The 16,472-nt window shown below is 44.9% G+C and carries 15 protein-coding genes, 3 tRNA genes and 1 other RNA gene; 9 read left to right on the top strand and 10 right to left on the bottom strand.

Annotation, left to right across the window (positions count from 1 at the left end; translation table 11 throughout):
* Window positions 1-6: 6 nt before the first annotated feature.
* Window positions 7-486, bottom strand: a complete 480-nt coding sequence (locus PAE54_RS05995; protein ID WP_273778713.1) for a type IV secretion protein Rhs — start codon at window positions 484-486, stop codon at window positions 7-9.
* A 265-nt stretch (window positions 487-751) separates the two neighbouring features.
* On the opposite strand from PAE54_RS05995, the gene PAE54_RS06000 reads away from it, so the two are divergent.
* Window positions 752-2,377, top strand: coding sequence for an NAD+ synthase (locus tag PAE54_RS06000; RefSeq protein WP_273778712.1), 1,626 nt, complete (start codon window positions 752-754; stop codon window positions 2,375-2,377).
* 411 nt (window positions 2,378-2,788) lie between these two features.
* On the opposite strand, the gene PAE54_RS06005 is transcribed toward PAE54_RS06000, so the two are convergent.
* From PAE54_RS06005 to coaD, 5 genes are all read right to left on the bottom strand, one after another.
* A tRNA-Met gene (locus PAE54_RS06005) sits at window positions 2,789-2,865 on the bottom strand.
* Between the two features lie 257 nt (window positions 2,866-3,122).
* Window positions 3,123-3,199: transfer RNA gene (locus PAE54_RS06010), tRNA-Met, on the bottom strand.
* A gap of 64 nt (window positions 3,200-3,263) precedes the next feature.
* Window positions 3,264-3,619, bottom strand: an RNA gene (gene rnpB, locus PAE54_RS06015) — RNase P RNA component class A.
* Between the two features lie 21 nt (window positions 3,620-3,640).
* On the bottom strand, window positions 3,641-3,910 hold the full coding sequence (locus tag PAE54_RS06020) for a YfhL family 4Fe-4S dicluster ferredoxin (RefSeq protein ID WP_273778710.1): 270 nt from the start codon (window positions 3,908-3,910) through the stop codon (window positions 3,641-3,643).
* 1 nt (window position 3,911) lies between these two features.
* Window positions 3,912-4,403: a pantetheine-phosphate adenylyltransferase gene (gene coaD / locus PAE54_RS06025; protein WP_273778708.1), complete on the bottom strand. Its 492-nt coding sequence runs from the start codon at window positions 4,401-4,403 to the stop codon at window positions 3,912-3,914.
* A gap of 147 nt (window positions 4,404-4,550) precedes the next feature.
* Here coaD and smpB point away from each other — a divergent pair, with 147 nt between their 5' ends.
* Window positions 4,551-5,027: an SsrA-binding protein SmpB gene (smpB, locus tag PAE54_RS06030; RefSeq protein WP_273778707.1), complete on the top strand. Its 477-nt coding sequence runs from the start codon at window positions 4,551-4,553 to the stop codon at window positions 5,025-5,027.
* A 39-nt stretch (window positions 5,028-5,066) separates the two neighbouring features.
* Here the strand turns inward: smpB and PAE54_RS06035 are convergent, their stop codons facing one another.
* Genes PAE54_RS06035 through rluD form a run of 3 tightly spaced genes read right to left on the bottom strand, consistent with a single transcriptional unit; the run spans window position 5,067 to window position 7,477 of the window.
* Window positions 5,067-5,624: a flavodoxin family protein gene (locus PAE54_RS06035; RefSeq protein ID WP_273778706.1), complete on the bottom strand. Its 558-nt coding sequence runs from the start codon at window positions 5,622-5,624 to the stop codon at window positions 5,067-5,069.
* Between the two features lie 21 nt (window positions 5,625-5,645).
* Window positions 5,646-6,407: a peptidoglycan editing factor PgeF gene (pgeF, locus tag PAE54_RS06040; protein WP_273778705.1), complete on the bottom strand. Its 762-nt coding sequence runs from the start codon at window positions 6,405-6,407 to the stop codon at window positions 5,646-5,648.
* A gap of 17 nt (window positions 6,408-6,424) precedes the next feature.
* On the bottom strand, window positions 6,425-7,477 hold the full coding sequence (gene rluD, locus PAE54_RS06045) for a 23S rRNA pseudouridine(1911/1915/1917) synthase RluD (protein WP_273778704.1): 1,053 nt from the start codon (window positions 7,475-7,477) through the stop codon (window positions 6,425-6,427).
* 71 nt (window positions 7,478-7,548) lie between these two features.
* Between rluD and PAE54_RS06050 the strand changes: the two genes are divergently transcribed.
* The 3 genes from PAE54_RS06050 to PAE54_RS06060 all read left to right on the top strand — a co-directional run bounded on the left by PAE54_RS06050 (window position 7,549) and on the right by PAE54_RS06060 (window position 11,851).
* Entirely contained in the window at window positions 7,549-8,541 is a 993-nt protein-coding gene (locus PAE54_RS06050) for an outer membrane protein assembly factor BamD (RefSeq protein WP_326518792.1), read from the top strand.
* Window positions 8,542-8,785: 244 nt separating this feature from the next.
* A complete protein-coding gene (locus PAE54_RS06055) occupies window positions 8,786-10,672 on the top strand; it encodes a DNA primase (protein ID WP_326518793.1) in 1,887 nt (628 codons plus the stop codon).
* Window positions 10,673-10,780: 108 nt separating this feature from the next.
* Window positions 10,781-11,851, top strand: coding sequence for a maleylacetate reductase (locus PAE54_RS06060; RefSeq protein ID WP_273778701.1), 1,071 nt, complete (start codon window positions 10,781-10,783; stop codon window positions 11,849-11,851).
* A gap of 36 nt (window positions 11,852-11,887) precedes the next feature.
* On the opposite strand, the gene hemA is transcribed toward PAE54_RS06060, so the two are convergent.
* A complete protein-coding gene (gene hemA / locus PAE54_RS06065) occupies window positions 11,888-13,171 on the bottom strand; it encodes a glutamyl-tRNA reductase (protein ID WP_273778699.1) in 1,284 nt (427 codons plus the stop codon).
* 78 nt (window positions 13,172-13,249) lie between these two features.
* Between hemA and PAE54_RS06070 the strand changes: the two genes are divergently transcribed.
* From PAE54_RS06070 to PAE54_RS06085, 4 genes are all read left to right on the top strand, one after another.
* Complete coding sequence (locus PAE54_RS06070; protein ID WP_326518794.1) at window positions 13,250-14,962, top strand: tetratricopeptide repeat protein; 1,713 nt, start codon at window positions 13,250-13,252, stop codon at window positions 14,960-14,962.
* 8 nt (window positions 14,963-14,970) lie between these two features.
* Window positions 14,971-15,555 carry a lipoprotein insertase outer membrane protein LolB gene (gene lolB, locus PAE54_RS06075; protein WP_273778697.1) on the top strand — a complete coding sequence of 195 codons (585 nt, stop codon included), beginning with the start codon at window positions 14,971-14,973 and terminating at the stop codon, window positions 15,553-15,555.
* 9 nt (window positions 15,556-15,564) lie between these two features.
* On the top strand, window positions 15,565-16,395 hold the full coding sequence (gene ispE, locus PAE54_RS06080; protein ID WP_273778696.1) for a 4-(cytidine 5'-diphospho)-2-C-methyl-D-erythritol kinase: 831 nt from the start codon (window positions 15,565-15,567) through the stop codon (window positions 16,393-16,395).
* A 1-nt stretch (window position 16,396) separates the two neighbouring features.
* A tRNA-Gln gene (locus PAE54_RS06085) sits at window positions 16,397-16,471 on the top strand.
* Window position 16,472: the final 1 nt, after the last annotated feature.

Here is a 16,472-nt window from a genome sequence, read left to right on the forward strand (position 1 = left end):
GTTTTTTTATATCGGCAAAAAAGGGATACACTGCTGATAAGAAGAGCATTCATGGCCGAGGTGCTTTTTCAAGAAATAATCCTGTACCATTTGTGCCTGTTGTTCAATTCCATAGTTAAGAAAAGTCTTATTCGGTTGCAGTTGATAGCGATAACGCCGATCCAACAATGCCTTGCGTACCACAGCAACCCCCTGCTGTACCTGCCAGACATGTGTCATCTCATGAATAAACCATGATTGCTTTACCAAAGGCATGACTGAAAAGTCTTCGCACCAGTCCGCCGGATTAAAATAGATATTGCCATTCGGACTCATTGCGTAGTGCCGCAAGATTGCTCGGTGAGCCACGATCTTGACTCGATCAACATCCAAAGCATCACCAAATACCGAACGAATCAGCTGAATTTCCCCAACGGTTAATCCTCTACTTTTGACCACCAGTAAACGCCTATATAGACATTTTAACCCTCTCAGGATTCTCCACATTACTCCCCCCCTTTTTATTACCATCCATCTGAACACACTCAAACCCTATTACAACAGTCTAGCTATGTAATTTTTTTAGGCGACTATAAAAAAATCGTGTTATTTTCTCTCTCTAAAACATGGGATTCGTATATAGTAACCAGCACATTATTTCTAATTTTATGACTGCATGTCGTTTTGTCATCATCTGCACAATGTTGAATAATTATATCCATAAAAATCAACATGTTGTGTAACACACCTATAGGAATAGGATTAAGTTTGAATGAAAAGTTTTAAAATTGCCCTTGCTCAGTTCTCTCCGCATATTGGCAATATTCCGTCGAACGCTCAAAAAATGATTGAGCAGGCAAACGAAGCGAAAAAACAAAATGCGGATATTATTATTTTCCCAGAGCTTTCCACGCTCGGCTATCCTGCAGAAGACCTATTGGTACGACCAAGCCTTGCCAAACGCACTGAAAAAGCCTTTGAAGCGCTTAAAGCTGTTAAAGATATCATCATGGTGTTTGGTTTTGTTAATGTTACTGCAGAAGGCCAACGTTACAACTCAGCAGCCGTAATGAAAGATGGAGAGATTCTCGGAATTTATAACAAGCAGAATCTACCAAACTATAGCGTATTTGACGAAAAACGTTATTTTATCGAAGGCCATCAGCATCTAATTTTCGAATATCTCGGACATAAGTTTGGTGTGCTGATTTGTGAAGATGTGTGGTCGATTAACACAGTCAACCAGCTTAGCAAGTTGAATGTCGAAACTTTACTGGTATTGAATGCCTCTCCGTATGAAGTGGGCAAACCACAGCACCGCGTCACGACAATGCGCGAGTTGAGCAAACATCTGAACCTACATCTCGTCTATGTCAACCAAGTCGGTGGACAAGATGACTTGATTTTTGATGGCACCAGTTTTGTATTAAACAACAATGGTGATGTCGCTTTACAAGCACCAAGTTTTATTGAATCAATCTACTACACTGATTATGTGCTTGAAAACAAGGCCTATCAGGTGACTGAACCCGCTCCGGCACTCAGCACTATGGCTGAGATTTATCAAGCGCTGGTGATGGCTACACGTGATTATGTGCAACGCTCTGGCTTCCCGGGTGTAATTCTTGGTTTGTCTGGTGGTATTGATTCAGCCCTGACTCTGGCGATTGCTGTCGATGCGATTGGTGCGGACAAGGTTCAAGCCGTCATGATGCCCTATACTTATACTGCTCAAATCAGTATTGAAGATGCTGCCGAGCAAGCTAAACGCATGGGTGTCACCTTTGGTATCGCCGAGATTCACCCGATCGTAAACAGTTTTATGCAAACACTATATCCATTCTTTGGCAACAGCCCTGCCGATGCGACAGAAGAAAACTTGCAGGCACGTTCACGTGGTACGCTCCTCATGGGATTGTCTAACAAATTCGGCAACCTCGTGCTGTCGACAGGTAATAAATCTGAATTATCTGTAGGTTACTGCACCCTTTATGGTGATATGGTTGGTGGCTTTGCAGTATTGAAAGACGTTTATAAGACGATCGTGTTTGAATTGGCTAAGTACCGCAATAGCATCAGTGAAACGCCAGTGATTCCTGAACGTGTAATCACACGTCCACCTTCTGCAGAGCTTCGCCCAGATCAGAAAGACCAGGACTCGCTCCCTGCTTATGACGTACTCGATGCGATTCTTTATGCTTATATTGAAGAAGATCTGAGCCAAGATGACATCATCGCGAAAGGTTTTGAACAAGCTGTGGTCGAAAAAGTAATTAAGCTCGTGGACCGTAATGAATATAAACGCCGCCAAGGCGCGATTGGTCCACGAATTAGCTCGTGCTCATTTGGCCGTGACCGTCGCTATCCAATCGTGAATGGCTGGAAACCAGGCGAATAATTCACTCTGAAAAGCAAAAATCCCCAGCTTCATGCTGGGGATTTTTTTATGCTAAACCAAACAACTCTAGTTCAAATCAGTGAATATAGAAAGGATTACTCAAATACAAGATCAAACTTTCCCATCCTAATAGGATTTAACATTCAATCATCACGCCACATCGACGCCATACAGCAGATCTATCATGAAATAGAAAATTTCTAACATGTAGAATTTTATGGCTAGAATAATTAAATTTCAGGATTTTAATGATCTTTAAAGATTGGATCCATTCAAGAATGACCCACTGCCTCGGTGATGGCACTAAAATATAGATACACAGCACGAGAATAGCCACTTACCACACCGTGATACAATCAAAAAAGCAGGCATAAAAAAACCACAACAATCGGTTGTGGTTTTTTCAGAATATGGTGGCTATGACGAGACTTGAACTTGTGACCCCCGCATTATGAGTGCGGTGCTCTAACCAACTGAGCTACATAGCCTTAAACTGTGCGCACATTATCTAAAGTTATTATCGCAGCGTCAATAACCCCATCTATATTACTGTCTATGCTTTAAGCAATTCATCTTCAATTAGATATTTTTTAAACAATTTTTCAATAAATTCTCTTAAAGCCATCTTACTTATTTTTGATCATTTAAGATTCTCCAACGAGTTTCATAAGACTTTTAGCTAACTTCCTCAGCGCGACATTGAGTGCACAAAAAAAAAGATCACGCAGGAGCGTGATCTATAAAATGGTGGCTATGACGAGACTTGAACTTGTGACCCCCGCATTATGAGTGCGGTGCTCTAACCAACTGAGCTACATAGCCGTAAACTGTGCGCGCATTATCTTCGCTTCTTGAGCAAAGGTCAAGCACTATTTATAAGAAAATTCACTGAAGTGGGCCTGTAAGCCGGGTTCTGTCGTGAACGATCATTCCTCTAGGCGTACAATCACTTGTACGCTCAAGCAACCTACCCGAATCCAGTACGGGCCGTACCTCAGGATTCCTATTTGGTCTTGCTTCTGGTGGGGTTTACCATGCCGTATACTGTTACCAGATACGCGGTGCGCTCTTACCGCACCCTTTCACCCTTACCTCACGAATGAGGCGGTCTACTCTCTGCTGCACTTTCCGTCGGCTCACGCCGCCCAGGCATTACCTGGCACCCTGCCCTATGAAGCCCGGACTTTCCTCCCCTGCTTCAGTCACGAAGACCTCCACAGCAGCGACCGTCCAGCCCACTTCAAGCGCGCATAGTAGCAAAGATTAATCCAAATTGCTCGCACTTTTTTCAGCAATCAGCCGTTGATATTTTTCCAGTAACTGCTCTTGTGTTTCTACATGTTGTGGATCTTTTGGAATGCAGTCTACAGGACAGAATAACTGGCATTGTGGCTGCTCATGATGTCCCACACATTCAGTGCATAGATCAGGATTTATTTCATAGATCAGCTCACCCATCAAAATTGCTTCATTCGGGCAAACCGGTTCACAAACATCGCAGTTAATGCATTCATCCGTAATATATAACGACACCTTACCAACCTTGCTGATGTTTAAGTTGAAATGCCTGTTCAACGGCAGGAGGAACAAATTTGGTCACATTACCTTTTAAGCGGGCAATCTCACGCACCAAAGTGGATGAGATAAATGAATATTGTTCTGACGGCGTCAGAAAAACCGCTTCATATTTACCATCAAGTTGGCGGTTCATATTAGCCAACTGAAATTCGTATTCAAAATCAGAGACCGCACGCAAGCCGCGCAATACTGCCGTCGCTTTCTGCTCATTAAACAGAGTGACCAGCAAACCATCAAAACCAATAAATTCAACATTACTGAGATGACTCAGTGATTTTTGTGCCAAATCAACACGTTCTTCCAGACTAAAAATCGGGTTTTTATGATGCCCAATCGCGATTGCAACAACGACTTCATCAAACATTTTTGCTGCCCGTGTCACCAAATCGATATGGCCATTCGTGATCGGGTCAAATGTTCCTGGATAAATGACTCGCGTTTTAGACATCCTTGCAATCTCGAAGCTATTGATGAGGGTTTCCATTCTAGCAAAAAGTTGTTTTTGTTTTGTAGTGAAGAAGTTGTTTGATTTGAAATAACTTCACCTTATCTTGAGTTTAGGGCACAATAGTGACAACTTTGGAATTGCATGATTATGGCGAAAGCAACTGTCGTAAAAAAACATAATGGTGGAACCATTGCGCAGAATAAACGCGCACGCCACGATTATTTTATTGAAGAAAAATTTGAAGCTGGACTGTCCCTACAAGGCTGGGAAGTAAAATCCCTGCGCGCTGGTCGTATGAGCTTGACTGAAAGCTACGTCATTTTTAAAAATGGTGAGGCATTTTTGTTTGGTGCTCAAATCCAGCCATTACTTTCAGCATCAACTCACGTGGTCCCTGAAGCGACGCGTACACGTAAGCTGCTACTTTCACGCCGTGAGATTGAAAAACTCATGGGTGCCGTGAATCAGAAAGGTTATTCCTGTGTACCTTTAGCTTGCTACTGGAAAGGCCATTTGGTCAAACTTGAAATTGCCCTAGTGAAAGGGAAACAGCTGCATGACAAACGTGCCTCCGAAAAAGAGCGTGATTGGCAGCGCGACAAGGCTCGCATTTTTCACAAATAAAAAAACCTCCTGTTGGAGGTTTTTTGTATCTATCATTTTTCAAAGAGCTTTTAATCGGTTTAGAATCCCCGCAAGGTATTCACCAAACCATAACGCTGTATCGAGATCACCTTGTGGCGGTGTGATTTCCACTGGTGCATTGTCCGATTGCGTCATCAACCCCATACAACTAGATAAACGGTTCAGATCGGTGTCCTGCGAACCCGTGGTCATCAAAGGTAAACCTGACCACAGCATGCCATGCTGCATGGCAAACAGGTTAATTTGCTGCAATACCGAAAGCTTATCTCCGCTTAGACCACCCGAATTGGTAAAACCAGCGGCCAATTTCCCTTGCCAAGTGCGATTTTTCCAGCGTTTTGAGCTAGCATCCATAAACTTTTTAAAGTCGGCTGTTACACTTCCCATATAAGTCGGACAACCAAATACGATACATTGTGCCTGATCGAGCTGCTCCCATTCCAAATGTTCAATTGACATCAAATGAACCTGTGCCCCCATCTTTTGTGCACCTTGAGCAATATAAGCGGCCACTTTTGCCGTATGCCCATATGGGCTATGGTAAACAATCGCTAGCGTGTGTGGTGATAGAGACATAAGCAGATAAAACCAAGATATTTAGTCAATTTTAGCAGAATTTTCACGCATAAACACAAAGGTTGCCATACGTCCAGTGTTTGCATTGCGGCGATAGGAAAAATAATCCTCGGCCTGACGGTAGGAACATTGTTCACCCCCCAGAACGCGCTCAACACCATGCTTTTTTAAGATATAACCGGCGATAGCATATAAATCAGCATAAAATTTGCCAGGTTTATGACCCGCAATAAACGCCACTTCGACATCCGGATATTTATCACAGAATGCCTGCTTGACCTCAGCACCCACTTCAAAACAGGCTTGGCTAATTGCTGCACCTAACCAGGCCCAGGCGGGAGGAGTCTGCATTGCGGCAATCGTGTTTTCAATAATCCCGCCAGCCAAACCGCGCCAGCCGGCATGCAGGTTTGCAACTTCAGTGCCCTGTGCATTTCCCAAAACCACAGGCAAGCAGTCTGCTGTCATCATCATCAAGGCATGCCCCTTGCGCTGGGTGACCAAACCATCGCCTTCCAGTGCATCAAAGGTCATTTTTTCATTGATGGTATGACAAATGGTGCTATGGGTTTGGGTCATCCAGGTGATTTTTTCTACTCCGTAAGGGATAAACTCTTGTAACAGCGTCATGCGATGCTGTTGCACGCGCTTTGGCTCATCATTGACATGTAAAGCCAGATTAAATCCTGTGAGTTCTGGACGGGAAGCAGGCAAAGCATGAGGATGATGAATCTGGGTCTGCCCCACATATACGCCCTCGGGTACACCTTGTACAAAATCCATATCATCCCCCTCCGAAGTTAGTAAGCCGCATTTTCCTGACGTAATACATCAATCAACTGTGCAAAATCTGCAGGCCAAGGCGCTTCAAATTGCATCTGCTCACCAGTACGTGGATGAACCAGACCCAATTTAGCAGCATGCAAGGCCTGACGTTTAAAACCACGCAAAGTCTCAATCAGCAATTCAGATGCACCCGGTGGTACACGCACTCGACTGACATATACCGAATCACCGACCAGGCCAAAACCCAAATAACTAAAATGGACGCGGATCTGATGGGTACGTCCAGTTTCCAGCTGAGCCTGCACTCGGGTAAAATCACGGAAACGCTCTTTAACATTATAATGTGTTACGGCATCTTTACCGCCCGGTAGCACGGCCATTTTGATTCGGTCAACCGGATGACGCTTGATGGGTTCATCAATTGTTCCACCCGCAATGATATTGCCATACACCACGAGATCATAAACACGATAGACTGATTTATCTGCCAGTTGTTTACTCAAGGCAAATTGCGTTTCGAGGTTTTTAGCCACAACCAACAGACCACTGGTGTCTTTATCAATACGATGCACCAAACCGGCACGTGACAGTTCTGCAGATTTTGGATAATGATAAAGCAATGCATTAACCAAGGTGCCACTTGAGTTCCCCGCCCCTGGATGCACCACCATCCCAACCGGCTTGTTGATCACCAAAAGGTCATCATCTTCATAAACGATGTCTAAAGGGATATTTTCCGGCTGGCTAGAGGTTTGTACTTCAAGTTCGACATCCAGCGTCAAGAGCTCATTACCCTCACACTTATATTTCGGTTTGACGATGTTACCATTTACCAACAAATGGCCATCCTTCAGCCACTGCTTGAGTTTTTCGCGTGAAAAATCATGCCATACGCTCGCGGCGACCTGGTCGATGCGCTGTCCCAGATAGCTTTCATCCAATTGAAATTGCAACGATAAACGGGTTGCAGTTGGCGCTGAAGTATGGTTATCTGCATCCTCAGAATCTTCAATTAAATCGAGAATCGTTTCAGGGACATTAGAATTAGAAGATTGTGCTGAAGTCATTTGATCATTAAGACAAAAGTGGTTTAATAGCGCAATTGTAGCTCATTGCCCGTGATAACAGAGGAATTTTTATGTCGCTACCACGTTATAAAATGACAATGCTCGCTGTTTCCCTTGGTATTGCCACGGCAATGACTGGCTGTAGCAGCAATCCAAAAAAAGAAGTGGTGGATACCGGCCCTCAATCAAGCGAGCAGATTTATATCCAAAATGCAGAAAAAGCATTGGAACGTGGTCAATATATTGAAGCGGCAAAACAACTCGAAGCGCTCGATACTTACTACCCAACGAGCAACTATGCCCAACAGGCACAGCTCGAATTGCTCTATGTAAAATTCCAACAGAAAGATTATGAAAATGCCGTTGCACTGGCTGAGCGTTTCATCAAGTTAAACCCACAACATCCAAATGTGGACTATGCTTACTATGTTCGCGGTGTAGCAAACATGGAACAAAACTATGCGGGTCTGCTGCGTTACACTTCATTAAAACAGTCTCATCGCGATGTTAGCTATATCAAACTGGCTTATCAAAACTTTGTCGACTTAATCCGCCGTTATCCAAGCAGCCAATATGCCGTAGATGCCGCACAACGCATGAAATTTATCGGTCAGGAACTGGCTGAACATGAAATGGTCGCGGCACGTTTTAACATCAAACGTAAAGCCTGGATTGCTGCGACAGAACGTGCTCAATGGGTCGTGGAACACTATCCACAAACCCCACAAATTCCAGAAGCCTTAGCCACATTGGCCTATAGCTATGACAAGCTCGGTGACCGTGCGACTTCACAACAATACATTGAGCTGCTCAAACTGAATTATCCACATTTGGTGAAAGCGGATGACAGTGTCAATTTACGTGCAGCGCGTCAAGATGGTAGCTGGCTAAATCGCGCGACGCTTGGAATTTTAGGTCGCAGTGAAAAGAATACGGTTGAAACCACTCAACCTGCTGCAACTGAAGATTCATCACGCAGCCTGATTAACCGTTTAAGCTTTGGTTTACTGGATAAACCAGAACAACCGGCGACTACCTTACCAGCACCACCAGCAACGCAATAAGTCATTCTTCTTTTCACTCAAATGAAAGGAAAACCCAAAAGGCAAGTGAAATCACTTGCCTTTTTTTTATTTCAATACCTTGCATATTTGACAACAACCGGCTTGGGTATTCTCTCCATTCGGATTCAATACGAGGCTGGTACATTCTGTTATGATATATCAGCGAAAGACAACAGCTGTAAAATATCGGGTTACTCCGATTTTATGGTTTTGAGCAGAATAGAAATTAAACGGTTTATCTCCTATGGCAATTCCTCAGCATACGATTGATCAGATTCTGGATCGGATTGACCTTGTCGATCTGATTGGTCAGCGTGTGAAATTGAAAAAGACCGGACGTACCTATTCCGGCTGTTGCCCATTTCATCAGGAAAAAAGCCCCTCTTTTCACGTCTATCGTGATAAACAGTACTACCACTGCTTTGGCTGTCAGGCTAATGGCAACGCAATCCGTTTCCTGATGGATATTGATAACCGCAATTTTATAGATGTCATGAAAGATCTCGCCAGCCAAGCCGGTGTAGAACTGCCTAAAGACAATCAGGAATCCAAACGACTTTCCTATAAACGCGAAAATAAACCGACTCCCGCAGCAACAAAAACCACAACGTCTGTGCATACAGATACAGTTGCTGCCGAGGTTAGCCCTCCGCTAGTCGATGATCCTTTTGAGCAGTTTCAGCCTTTCCATGATCCTTTTGCTGGTTTTGAACCGATGGCTGACCTGCACGACCAGCCTGTGCAAGAAGGAAATCTGTATGATTTACTGGAAAATGTCGCACATTTTTATGAACGGCAATTACCGAACAGCAAAACTGCCCAACAATACTTTAAACAGCGCGGTCTGACAGCTGAAACCATTCAGTTTTGGCGCCTCGGTTATGCACCGGAAGACTGGCAACATCTCGAAAAGGCTTTTCCACAAGATATCGAAGGTTTAAAACTGCTGGGACTGATTCGTACCAGCGATAACGGACGTGATTTTGACCTGCTGCGTGATCGAGTAATTTTCCCGATTCGTGACAGTAAAGGCCGCGTGGTCGGTTTTGGGGGTCGTGCCCTGAATGATGAAATTAAACCGAAATATATTAACTCGCCTGATTCAGAAGTGTTTCATAAGAATCAGCTGCTGTATGGCTTGTATGAAGGCCGCAAACTGAAAGCCCAGGACTGGATGATGGTCGAAGGCTATATGGATGTGATTGCATTACAACAATACGGCGTGCATGGTGCAGTCGCCACACTGGGCACGGCCAGTAACAGTGAGCATTTGAATATTTTATTCAAACAAAACTCACGCATCACGCTGGCCTTTGATGGGGATACTGCGGGGCAGAAAGCCGCACGACGCACCTTAGAAATCACCTTACCCTTGCTGAACGATGGCCGTGAACTGAAGTTTTTTGTGCTGCCACCCGACCATGACCCCGACTCGCTCATTCGCCGTGAAGGCCTGGAAAATTTCCAGAACCTGCTACAGCAGTCGCCTTTATTATCCGATTTTATTTTTGCCCAGCTCACGCAACAACATGATATCTCTACACCGGAAGGTAAAAGTCAGGTGATGGGTGACTTACGTGAACTGACTGATCTCTTGCCGAAACAAGGTTCGTTCCGTTATTTGTTAACCCAATCCTTCAGGGAAAAACTCGGACTAGGCCGACGTTTTACCCCACAGGTCAATCATGATGCCTCATTGTCTTTCAATATTCAGACCCGGGATGAAGATTTTGCCATTGCGTTGCTAATGCATCATCCTTTTTTGTATATTCATTTCGAGACCTTACGAGCATTTATCGATCCCGAGCAACTGCTCGCCCATGTTCTGAGCATCCTTGACGGTATCTTTGATCATTTGCCAGAGAATCAGGAATTGGCCACTTATTATGTGCTCGGTGCCTGTAGCGGTTATAGCCAGCATATTGCAGATATTATAGAGTGCACCAATATTGAAGCTCTAACTCAAGCTCCGGAAATGGCCGACAAACTGGCAGCAGATTATGCAATGGGATTACAGGAAAAGTATTTACGCCAGAAACTCAAAGCACCACTGTCTCTGGTGGAATCGCGTAATTTACGCCAGCAGTTGAATGAACTCAGCAAAAAAATCAGTTTAAGATTGGTGTCATAACCTCGCATTGCATTCAAACTCAAAGTATCAGTAAAAATCAAAAACGCTCATTGAAGCCATAAACCATTCACTTGAGCGTCAATTTATTTAGATCAGGAGCTGTTACGGATGCCACTCAATCCTTTTATTTATCAAGCCCAACCCATCCGTGTGGTTTTTGGTACGGGTAGCTTACAGCAACTGCCTGAAGAGGTTGCCCGATTAAACGGTCAACGTGCGTTAATCTTGTCGACCCCAGGACAAATCAAGCTTGCACGACAGGTCAGTGAGTTACTGGGTGGTAACGCTGCGGGAATTTATGACCAGGCCAAGATGCATGTGCCGCTTGAAATTGCTCGGGATGCACAAGCACATGCAGAACAGTTACAAGCTGATTGTCTGATTGCGATAGGTGGTGGTTCTACCACAGGGCTGGCCAAAGCGATTGCACTGGAAACGAGTTTACCCATTATTGTCATTCCAACAACCTATGCGGGTTCTGAGATGACCGCTGTGTATGGTATTACCACGCAGCAAAGTAAAAAAACGGGTAAAGATCCGCGCGTATTGGCGAAAACCGTAATTTATGATCCTGCCTTAACTGTTCAGTTACCACTAGAGGTTTCCATGACTAGCGGTATAAATGCGATAGCCCATGCCGCAGAAGGCCTATATGCACAAGATGGCAACCCCATCATGAATCTGCTGGCTCAAGAAGGCATCCGTGCACTGGCACAAGGCATGAAACAGCTACAAGAGGATTCAGCAGATCTCGATGCGCGCTCACAATGCCTTTATGGAGCCTGGTTATGTGGTACGGTACTCGGCAATGTGGGTATGGCTTTGCATCATAAACTTTGCCATACCTTGGGAGGCAGCTTTAATCTACCGCATGCAGCAACACATACGATTTTATTACCGCATACGATCGCATTTAATGAAGTGGCACGCCCTGAAATCACCCCAATCATCAGCCATGCACTTGGCAAACCCACATTAAGCGCAGGGCAAGCCTTGTTTGATTTTATTCAGGACATCAATGCACCGACACGACTGCAAGATCTGGACTTTCAAGCCGCTGATCTTGAAAAAGCAGCAACATTGGCGCTGGCGAATCCCTACTGGAATCCCCGACCTTTTACCCAACAGGATCTAGTCACGCTGCTTGAGCAGGCTTACACTGGTACACGTCCACTCTAAATTAATCTCCCCAATCTGATGAGGGATCAGATGGGGTTACTTTTTAGTTGAACGTTGATGGGCCAAAATATCTACCAACTCCTGCTGCATCCACTCCATATAAGCCGGATCTTCGGATTGGGCAGCCTGACGTAGCAGCAATGAGGTGGGATGGAGCAATTTTTGTGTCAAACGATGAGCAAATTCTTGTAACACCTGCGGTGCAACCGCGCCTTGTTGCAAGGCCTGAAGTGCATGCTCTAACTCAGTTTGTGCCAACTGCTGACCTTGGGCGCGATAGGCCTGAATCGTTTGACCCGCCTGTTTGACTTTTTGCTGGGTCATCAATTGCGTTGCCAGCTGACTAACCATCAGCTCGGCTTCTACCGCGGCCTGACGACGTTGCGCCAAATTATCATCGATCACACTTTGCAGGTCATCTACACCATACAAGTAAACACCATCGAGATTTTCCACTTTCGGATCAATATCCCGCGGCACAGCCAGATCCACCAGCAGCATCTGTTGATAACGGCGCTTTTTTAATGCCGCTTTGACATCGGCATAACCAATCACCTGATGCAGACTTCCGGTACAGCTTGACACCACATCCGCACGATGCAAATTGGCGGCCAAGGTTGCAAAATCGACAATTTCCACCTCGGCCCGATGCATGATTTCCTGTGCCAGTTGCTCGGCACGTTCACGGGTACGGTTACAGATCAGAATTTTAGCCACCCCCATTTCAGCGAGGTGTTTGGCGACCAAACTATTCATTTCACCGGCAGCGACCACCATCACGGTGAGTTTTTCTGGTTGACTAAAGACTTGGGTGGCTAACTGTGCAACAGCATAGCCCATAGAAACGGCATGGCTTCCCACGGCAGTTTCGGAGCGCACCCGTTTAGCGGCATAAAAAGAATATTCAAAGATCCGGTTCAACTGAGTAGAAACAGTATGTGCCTCTTTGGCCAGCGATAAAGCAGTTTTAACCTGCCCGAGAATCTGCGGCTCACCCAACATCAGCGAATCAAGACCACTGGCCACCCGCATCAAATGATTGACCGCTTGACCATTTTCATAACGGTAGACATGTTTTAACAATTGCTGAACATCGAGGCCATTTGCACGGGCGAGCCATTCCAATACCATATCAGCATTGTCCGCCATGGCATACACTTCGGTGCGGTTACAGGTAGAAACCACGACCAGATCGTTCAGTTCGCCATGATGGCTTTGTTCGGCAAGCAGCTCACTTAAGCGCTCGGCGTTAAAAGCAATTTGCTCACGTAGTTCTACTGACGCGGTTTGATGGTTGACACCCAATGCAAAGAAAGACATATCAGATCATCATTTCGCTAAATTTATGCTATTGTGCAACATTGGTGTCATAAAAAGCATTACTTGGAACAAGAAAAATTGCGTCAAATCAACGGCCGGCATTACGGCATGACCATTAAGCAATATTCTACCACATTCTTATTGGTGGGAAGCATGGCCTCTAGTGTTCCAGTGAGAGCATCTGGAGAAATCTACCATGCCACTGCCCACCTTGATGCCATAAAACAGAGCATGATCGCCGAGTTTTCTCTTGCCTCTCATGATATTCCCACGGCTTTACATAACTATACGGTTCTGGCGATTAAAAGCAATTCAACCGTGGTACGCCAGAGAGCTTTAAATGTCGCCTTAGAACAAAATGATTTAAAAGCGGCTTTAGATATTGCAACACACTGGGTGGTACAAGAACCCGAAGATGTACCTGCGCTATTTTATCTCGCACATATTTCGCTGAGGGCTCACGAATATCAACTGGCAGCCCAAACGCTGGATAAGATTCTCACTATTGATTCAAATGCCGACCTCGAACAAATTTTGGCGGGTATTGCCCCGGAAACACCAACAGATCGGGAAGATTTGCTGCGCACCTTACATTCAAGCAAAGAAAAACATAATCCATCGATTTTGGTGTTAATCGCAGGTCTCGAAGCACAAAATGGCGAGCTAGAGCAAGCCTTAAGCACCATTAACCGTGCATTGCGTAAACGTCCTGATGTCACAGGCTTTATCCTGATGAAAGCCAATCTGCTCATTGCCCAGGGGGATGAAGAGGCTGCGCTGAAATGGTTTGCAAAATCCAGCCGTAAGCATAAAAAAAATCAAGATGTACAATTGGCCGAAATCCGCTATTTGATCAAGGTCAACCAACCAGAACAAGCCTTAAGTAAGCTGGAAAACTTATTAAAGAAATGGCCGAATGCCGAAGAAGCCTTGTTTATTGCAGGATTAACCAGTATTGACCTAAAAGAATATGACAAGGCAGAACAATATCTGGTGGCATTACGCTATTCCAATCAATATCAAAATGAAGCCTATTATTATCTGGCCATCAATGCTGAACGTAAGCAGCATTTTGAAACCGCCAAAGCCTATTACCGGCTGGTAGATGGGAGTCTATATACCGTTTCACGCCGCAATTTGATCACCATCTTTGACAAACAAAACAAACTGGAAGACGGCCTGCGTTTTCTCACACAAGAGCGGGTGAACTATCCGCAACATGCCAGCTTCCTGTATCAGGCCCAAGCCGAAATTCTGAAAAAAATGGGCAACAAGAAAGCCGCGCTCAGTTTGCTGGATGAAGCCATCAAAAACCTGCCCGATGATCCAGAACTGATTTATGCACAAGTTTTATTACTCGATCCCTTCCAGGATAAAGTTCTGCTTGATCAAACCTTAAAGAAACTGTTGCAAATTGAACCCAATAGCCCCACTTATTTAAATGCCTATGCCTATACCCTGGCATTACAAAATCGGCGTCTGGATGAAGCCCGCGGCTATGCAGAACATGCGTTGGAATATGCACCGGAACAGGCCTCCATTCTGGATACATTGGGTTATATCGCCTTTTTGCAGAATGACTATGAGACAGCGGCAAATGTTTTAGAGAAGGCCTACCAGATCAGCAACAGTCTCAATATTGGCGTACGCTTTGCCAAAGCTGTATTTATGCTGGGTGACATGGAAAAATTTACTAATGTGTTACAACAATTAAAACAAAAGCATCCAAATGATCCGCAATTAGATCAATTAGATAGCTTATTGTTACCTGCAAAATCCCACAAGAGTTAAGCATCGCCATGCGTCATTTTCACAAATTGTGTCTAGCCCTGTGTGCAACCGGCAGCTTATTGCTAACGGGCTGTCAGCAATATGTCAAACCGCAGCCACCTACTGAAAGTCAAACACCGCAAGTGCAGAATCAGTTTAGTTTACAAGGCAAAATTGGGGTCAGAACCCCACAACAATCCGGTAGCGCTTTTTTTAGCTGGGCACAGCAACAAGACAATTTTGACATCGAACTCAGCGGCATTCTAGGGGTAGGTAAAACTCAAATTGAAGGAAAACCTGGACAAGTCACACTAAATAGTGCCAAAACGGGACTGATTCAGGCAGAAACTGCAGAGGAACTGCTGCAACGTGCCACAGGATGGCAAGCCCCTATCAGCCATCTGGTGCACTGGGTTCAAGCACGTCCAGCAACCTTAAATGCCCAGTTAAATAAAGATCAACTCCTGCGCCCGTTGCAGATTATTGAAGATGGCTGGGTCGTCAACCTTAGCTATGATGAAAATGCCTTGTTACCCAGCAAGCTGATTTTAAAACAAGCACTTGAATCAGGTCAGGAAAACCGTATTACAATGCTGATTCAAAACCGTGAATGATGCCTGTTTATGATTCGTGTACCTTCTCCTGCCAAACTCAACCTGTTTTTGCATATCACTGGCCGTCGTGACAATGGTTATCATGAGCTGCAAAGTATTTTTCAGCTGATTGACCTGTATGACTGGCTCGAATTCAGCCCACGGCAGGATCAGACCATTTGTATTGCGGGGATTGACGGTGTCGAGCTGGACAATAATCTAATTTACAAAGCCATACAGTTGCTTAAACCGTATGCGCAAAAAATCACCGGACTAGACATCAAGATCGAGAAAAATATCCCGATGGGTGCGGGTTTAGGCGGGGGTTCCTCCAATGCGGCCACAACCTTGATCGTGGTCAATCAACTCTGGCAATGTGGCTTAACGACCGATCAACTGGCAGAGCTGGGTGTCAAGTTGGGTGCCGATGTACCGATCTTTGTGCAGGGTCGCAATGCCTGGGCAGAAGGCATCGGTGAACACTTAACATTCATTGACTTAGAACCCAAACAATACATTGTGCTGAAACCTGATTGTTTTATCAGCACTCAACTGCTTTTTTCACAAAAAACGTTGACAAGAAACACAAAGCCCTCTAAATTTTGCGCCTATCAGTTAAAGCCATCTGACTTTGGCAATAACTTTGAACCTCTGGCTCGAACGTTATACCCACAAGTCGATGAAGCGATGCAATATCTCGATCAGTTCGGCATTGCAAAACTTACAGGTACAGGTGCTTGTGTTTTTACTGAAGTAACCGCTGAAATGAATATTGATGAAATTCTAAAAAATGCACCATGTAAAACTTACCTGGTTCATAGTTTAAATGAGTCACCATTGAATCAGTTTAAGGTTACCTGATAGGGGCGTCGCCAAGTGGTAAGGCAGCGGGTTTTGATCTCGCCATCCGTTGGTTCGAATCCAGCCGCCCCTGCCAT

The sequence above is a fragment of the Acinetobacter minutum genome, from assembly GCF_035916735.1.
GTDB lineage: Bacteria > Pseudomonadota > Gammaproteobacteria > Pseudomonadales > Moraxellaceae > Acinetobacter.

Bases quoted from the DNA above. Each gene is read 5' to 3' on its own strand.
- PAE54_RS06055 (WP_326518793.1), top strand. From the start codon at position 8,786: ATGGCAATTCCTCAGCATACGATTGATCAGATTCTGGATCGGATTGAC.
- PAE54_RS05995 (WP_273778713.1), bottom strand. From the start codon at position 486: ATGTGGAGAATCCTGAGAGGGTTAAAATGTCTATATAGGCGTTTACTG.
- ispE (WP_273778696.1), top strand. From the start codon at position 15,565: ATGATTCGTGTACCTTCTCCTGCCAAACTCAACCTGTTTTTGCATATC.
- rluD (WP_273778704.1), bottom strand. From the start codon at position 7,477: ATGACTTCAGCACAATCTTCTAATTCTAATGTCCCTGAAACGATTCTC.
- PAE54_RS06000 (WP_273778712.1), top strand. From the start codon at position 752: ATGAAAAGTTTTAAAATTGCCCTTGCTCAGTTCTCTCCGCATATTGGC.
- pgeF (WP_273778705.1), bottom strand. From the start codon at position 6,407: ATGGATTTTGTACAAGGTGTACCCGAGGGCGTATATGTGGGGCAGACC.
- lolB (WP_273778697.1), top strand. From the start codon at position 14,971: ATGCGTCATTTTCACAAATTGTGTCTAGCCCTGTGTGCAACCGGCAGC.
- PAE54_RS06060 (WP_273778701.1), top strand. From the start codon at position 10,781: ATGCCACTCAATCCTTTTATTTATCAAGCCCAACCCATCCGTGTGGTT.
- PAE54_RS06050 (WP_326518792.1), top strand. From the start codon at position 7,549: ATGTCGCTACCACGTTATAAAATGACAATGCTCGCTGTTTCCCTTGGT.
- hemA (WP_273778699.1), bottom strand. From the start codon at position 13,171: ATGTCTTTCTTTGCATTGGGTGTCAACCATCAAACCGCGTCAGTAGAA.
- coaD (WP_273778708.1), bottom strand. From the start codon at position 4,403: ATGTCTAAAACGCGAGTCATTTATCCAGGAACATTTGACCCGATCACG.
- smpB (WP_273778707.1), top strand. From the start codon at position 4,551: ATGGCGAAAGCAACTGTCGTAAAAAAACATAATGGTGGAACCATTGCG.
- PAE54_RS06035 (WP_273778706.1), bottom strand. From the start codon at position 5,624: ATGTCTCTATCACCACACACGCTAGCGATTGTTTACCATAGCCCATAT.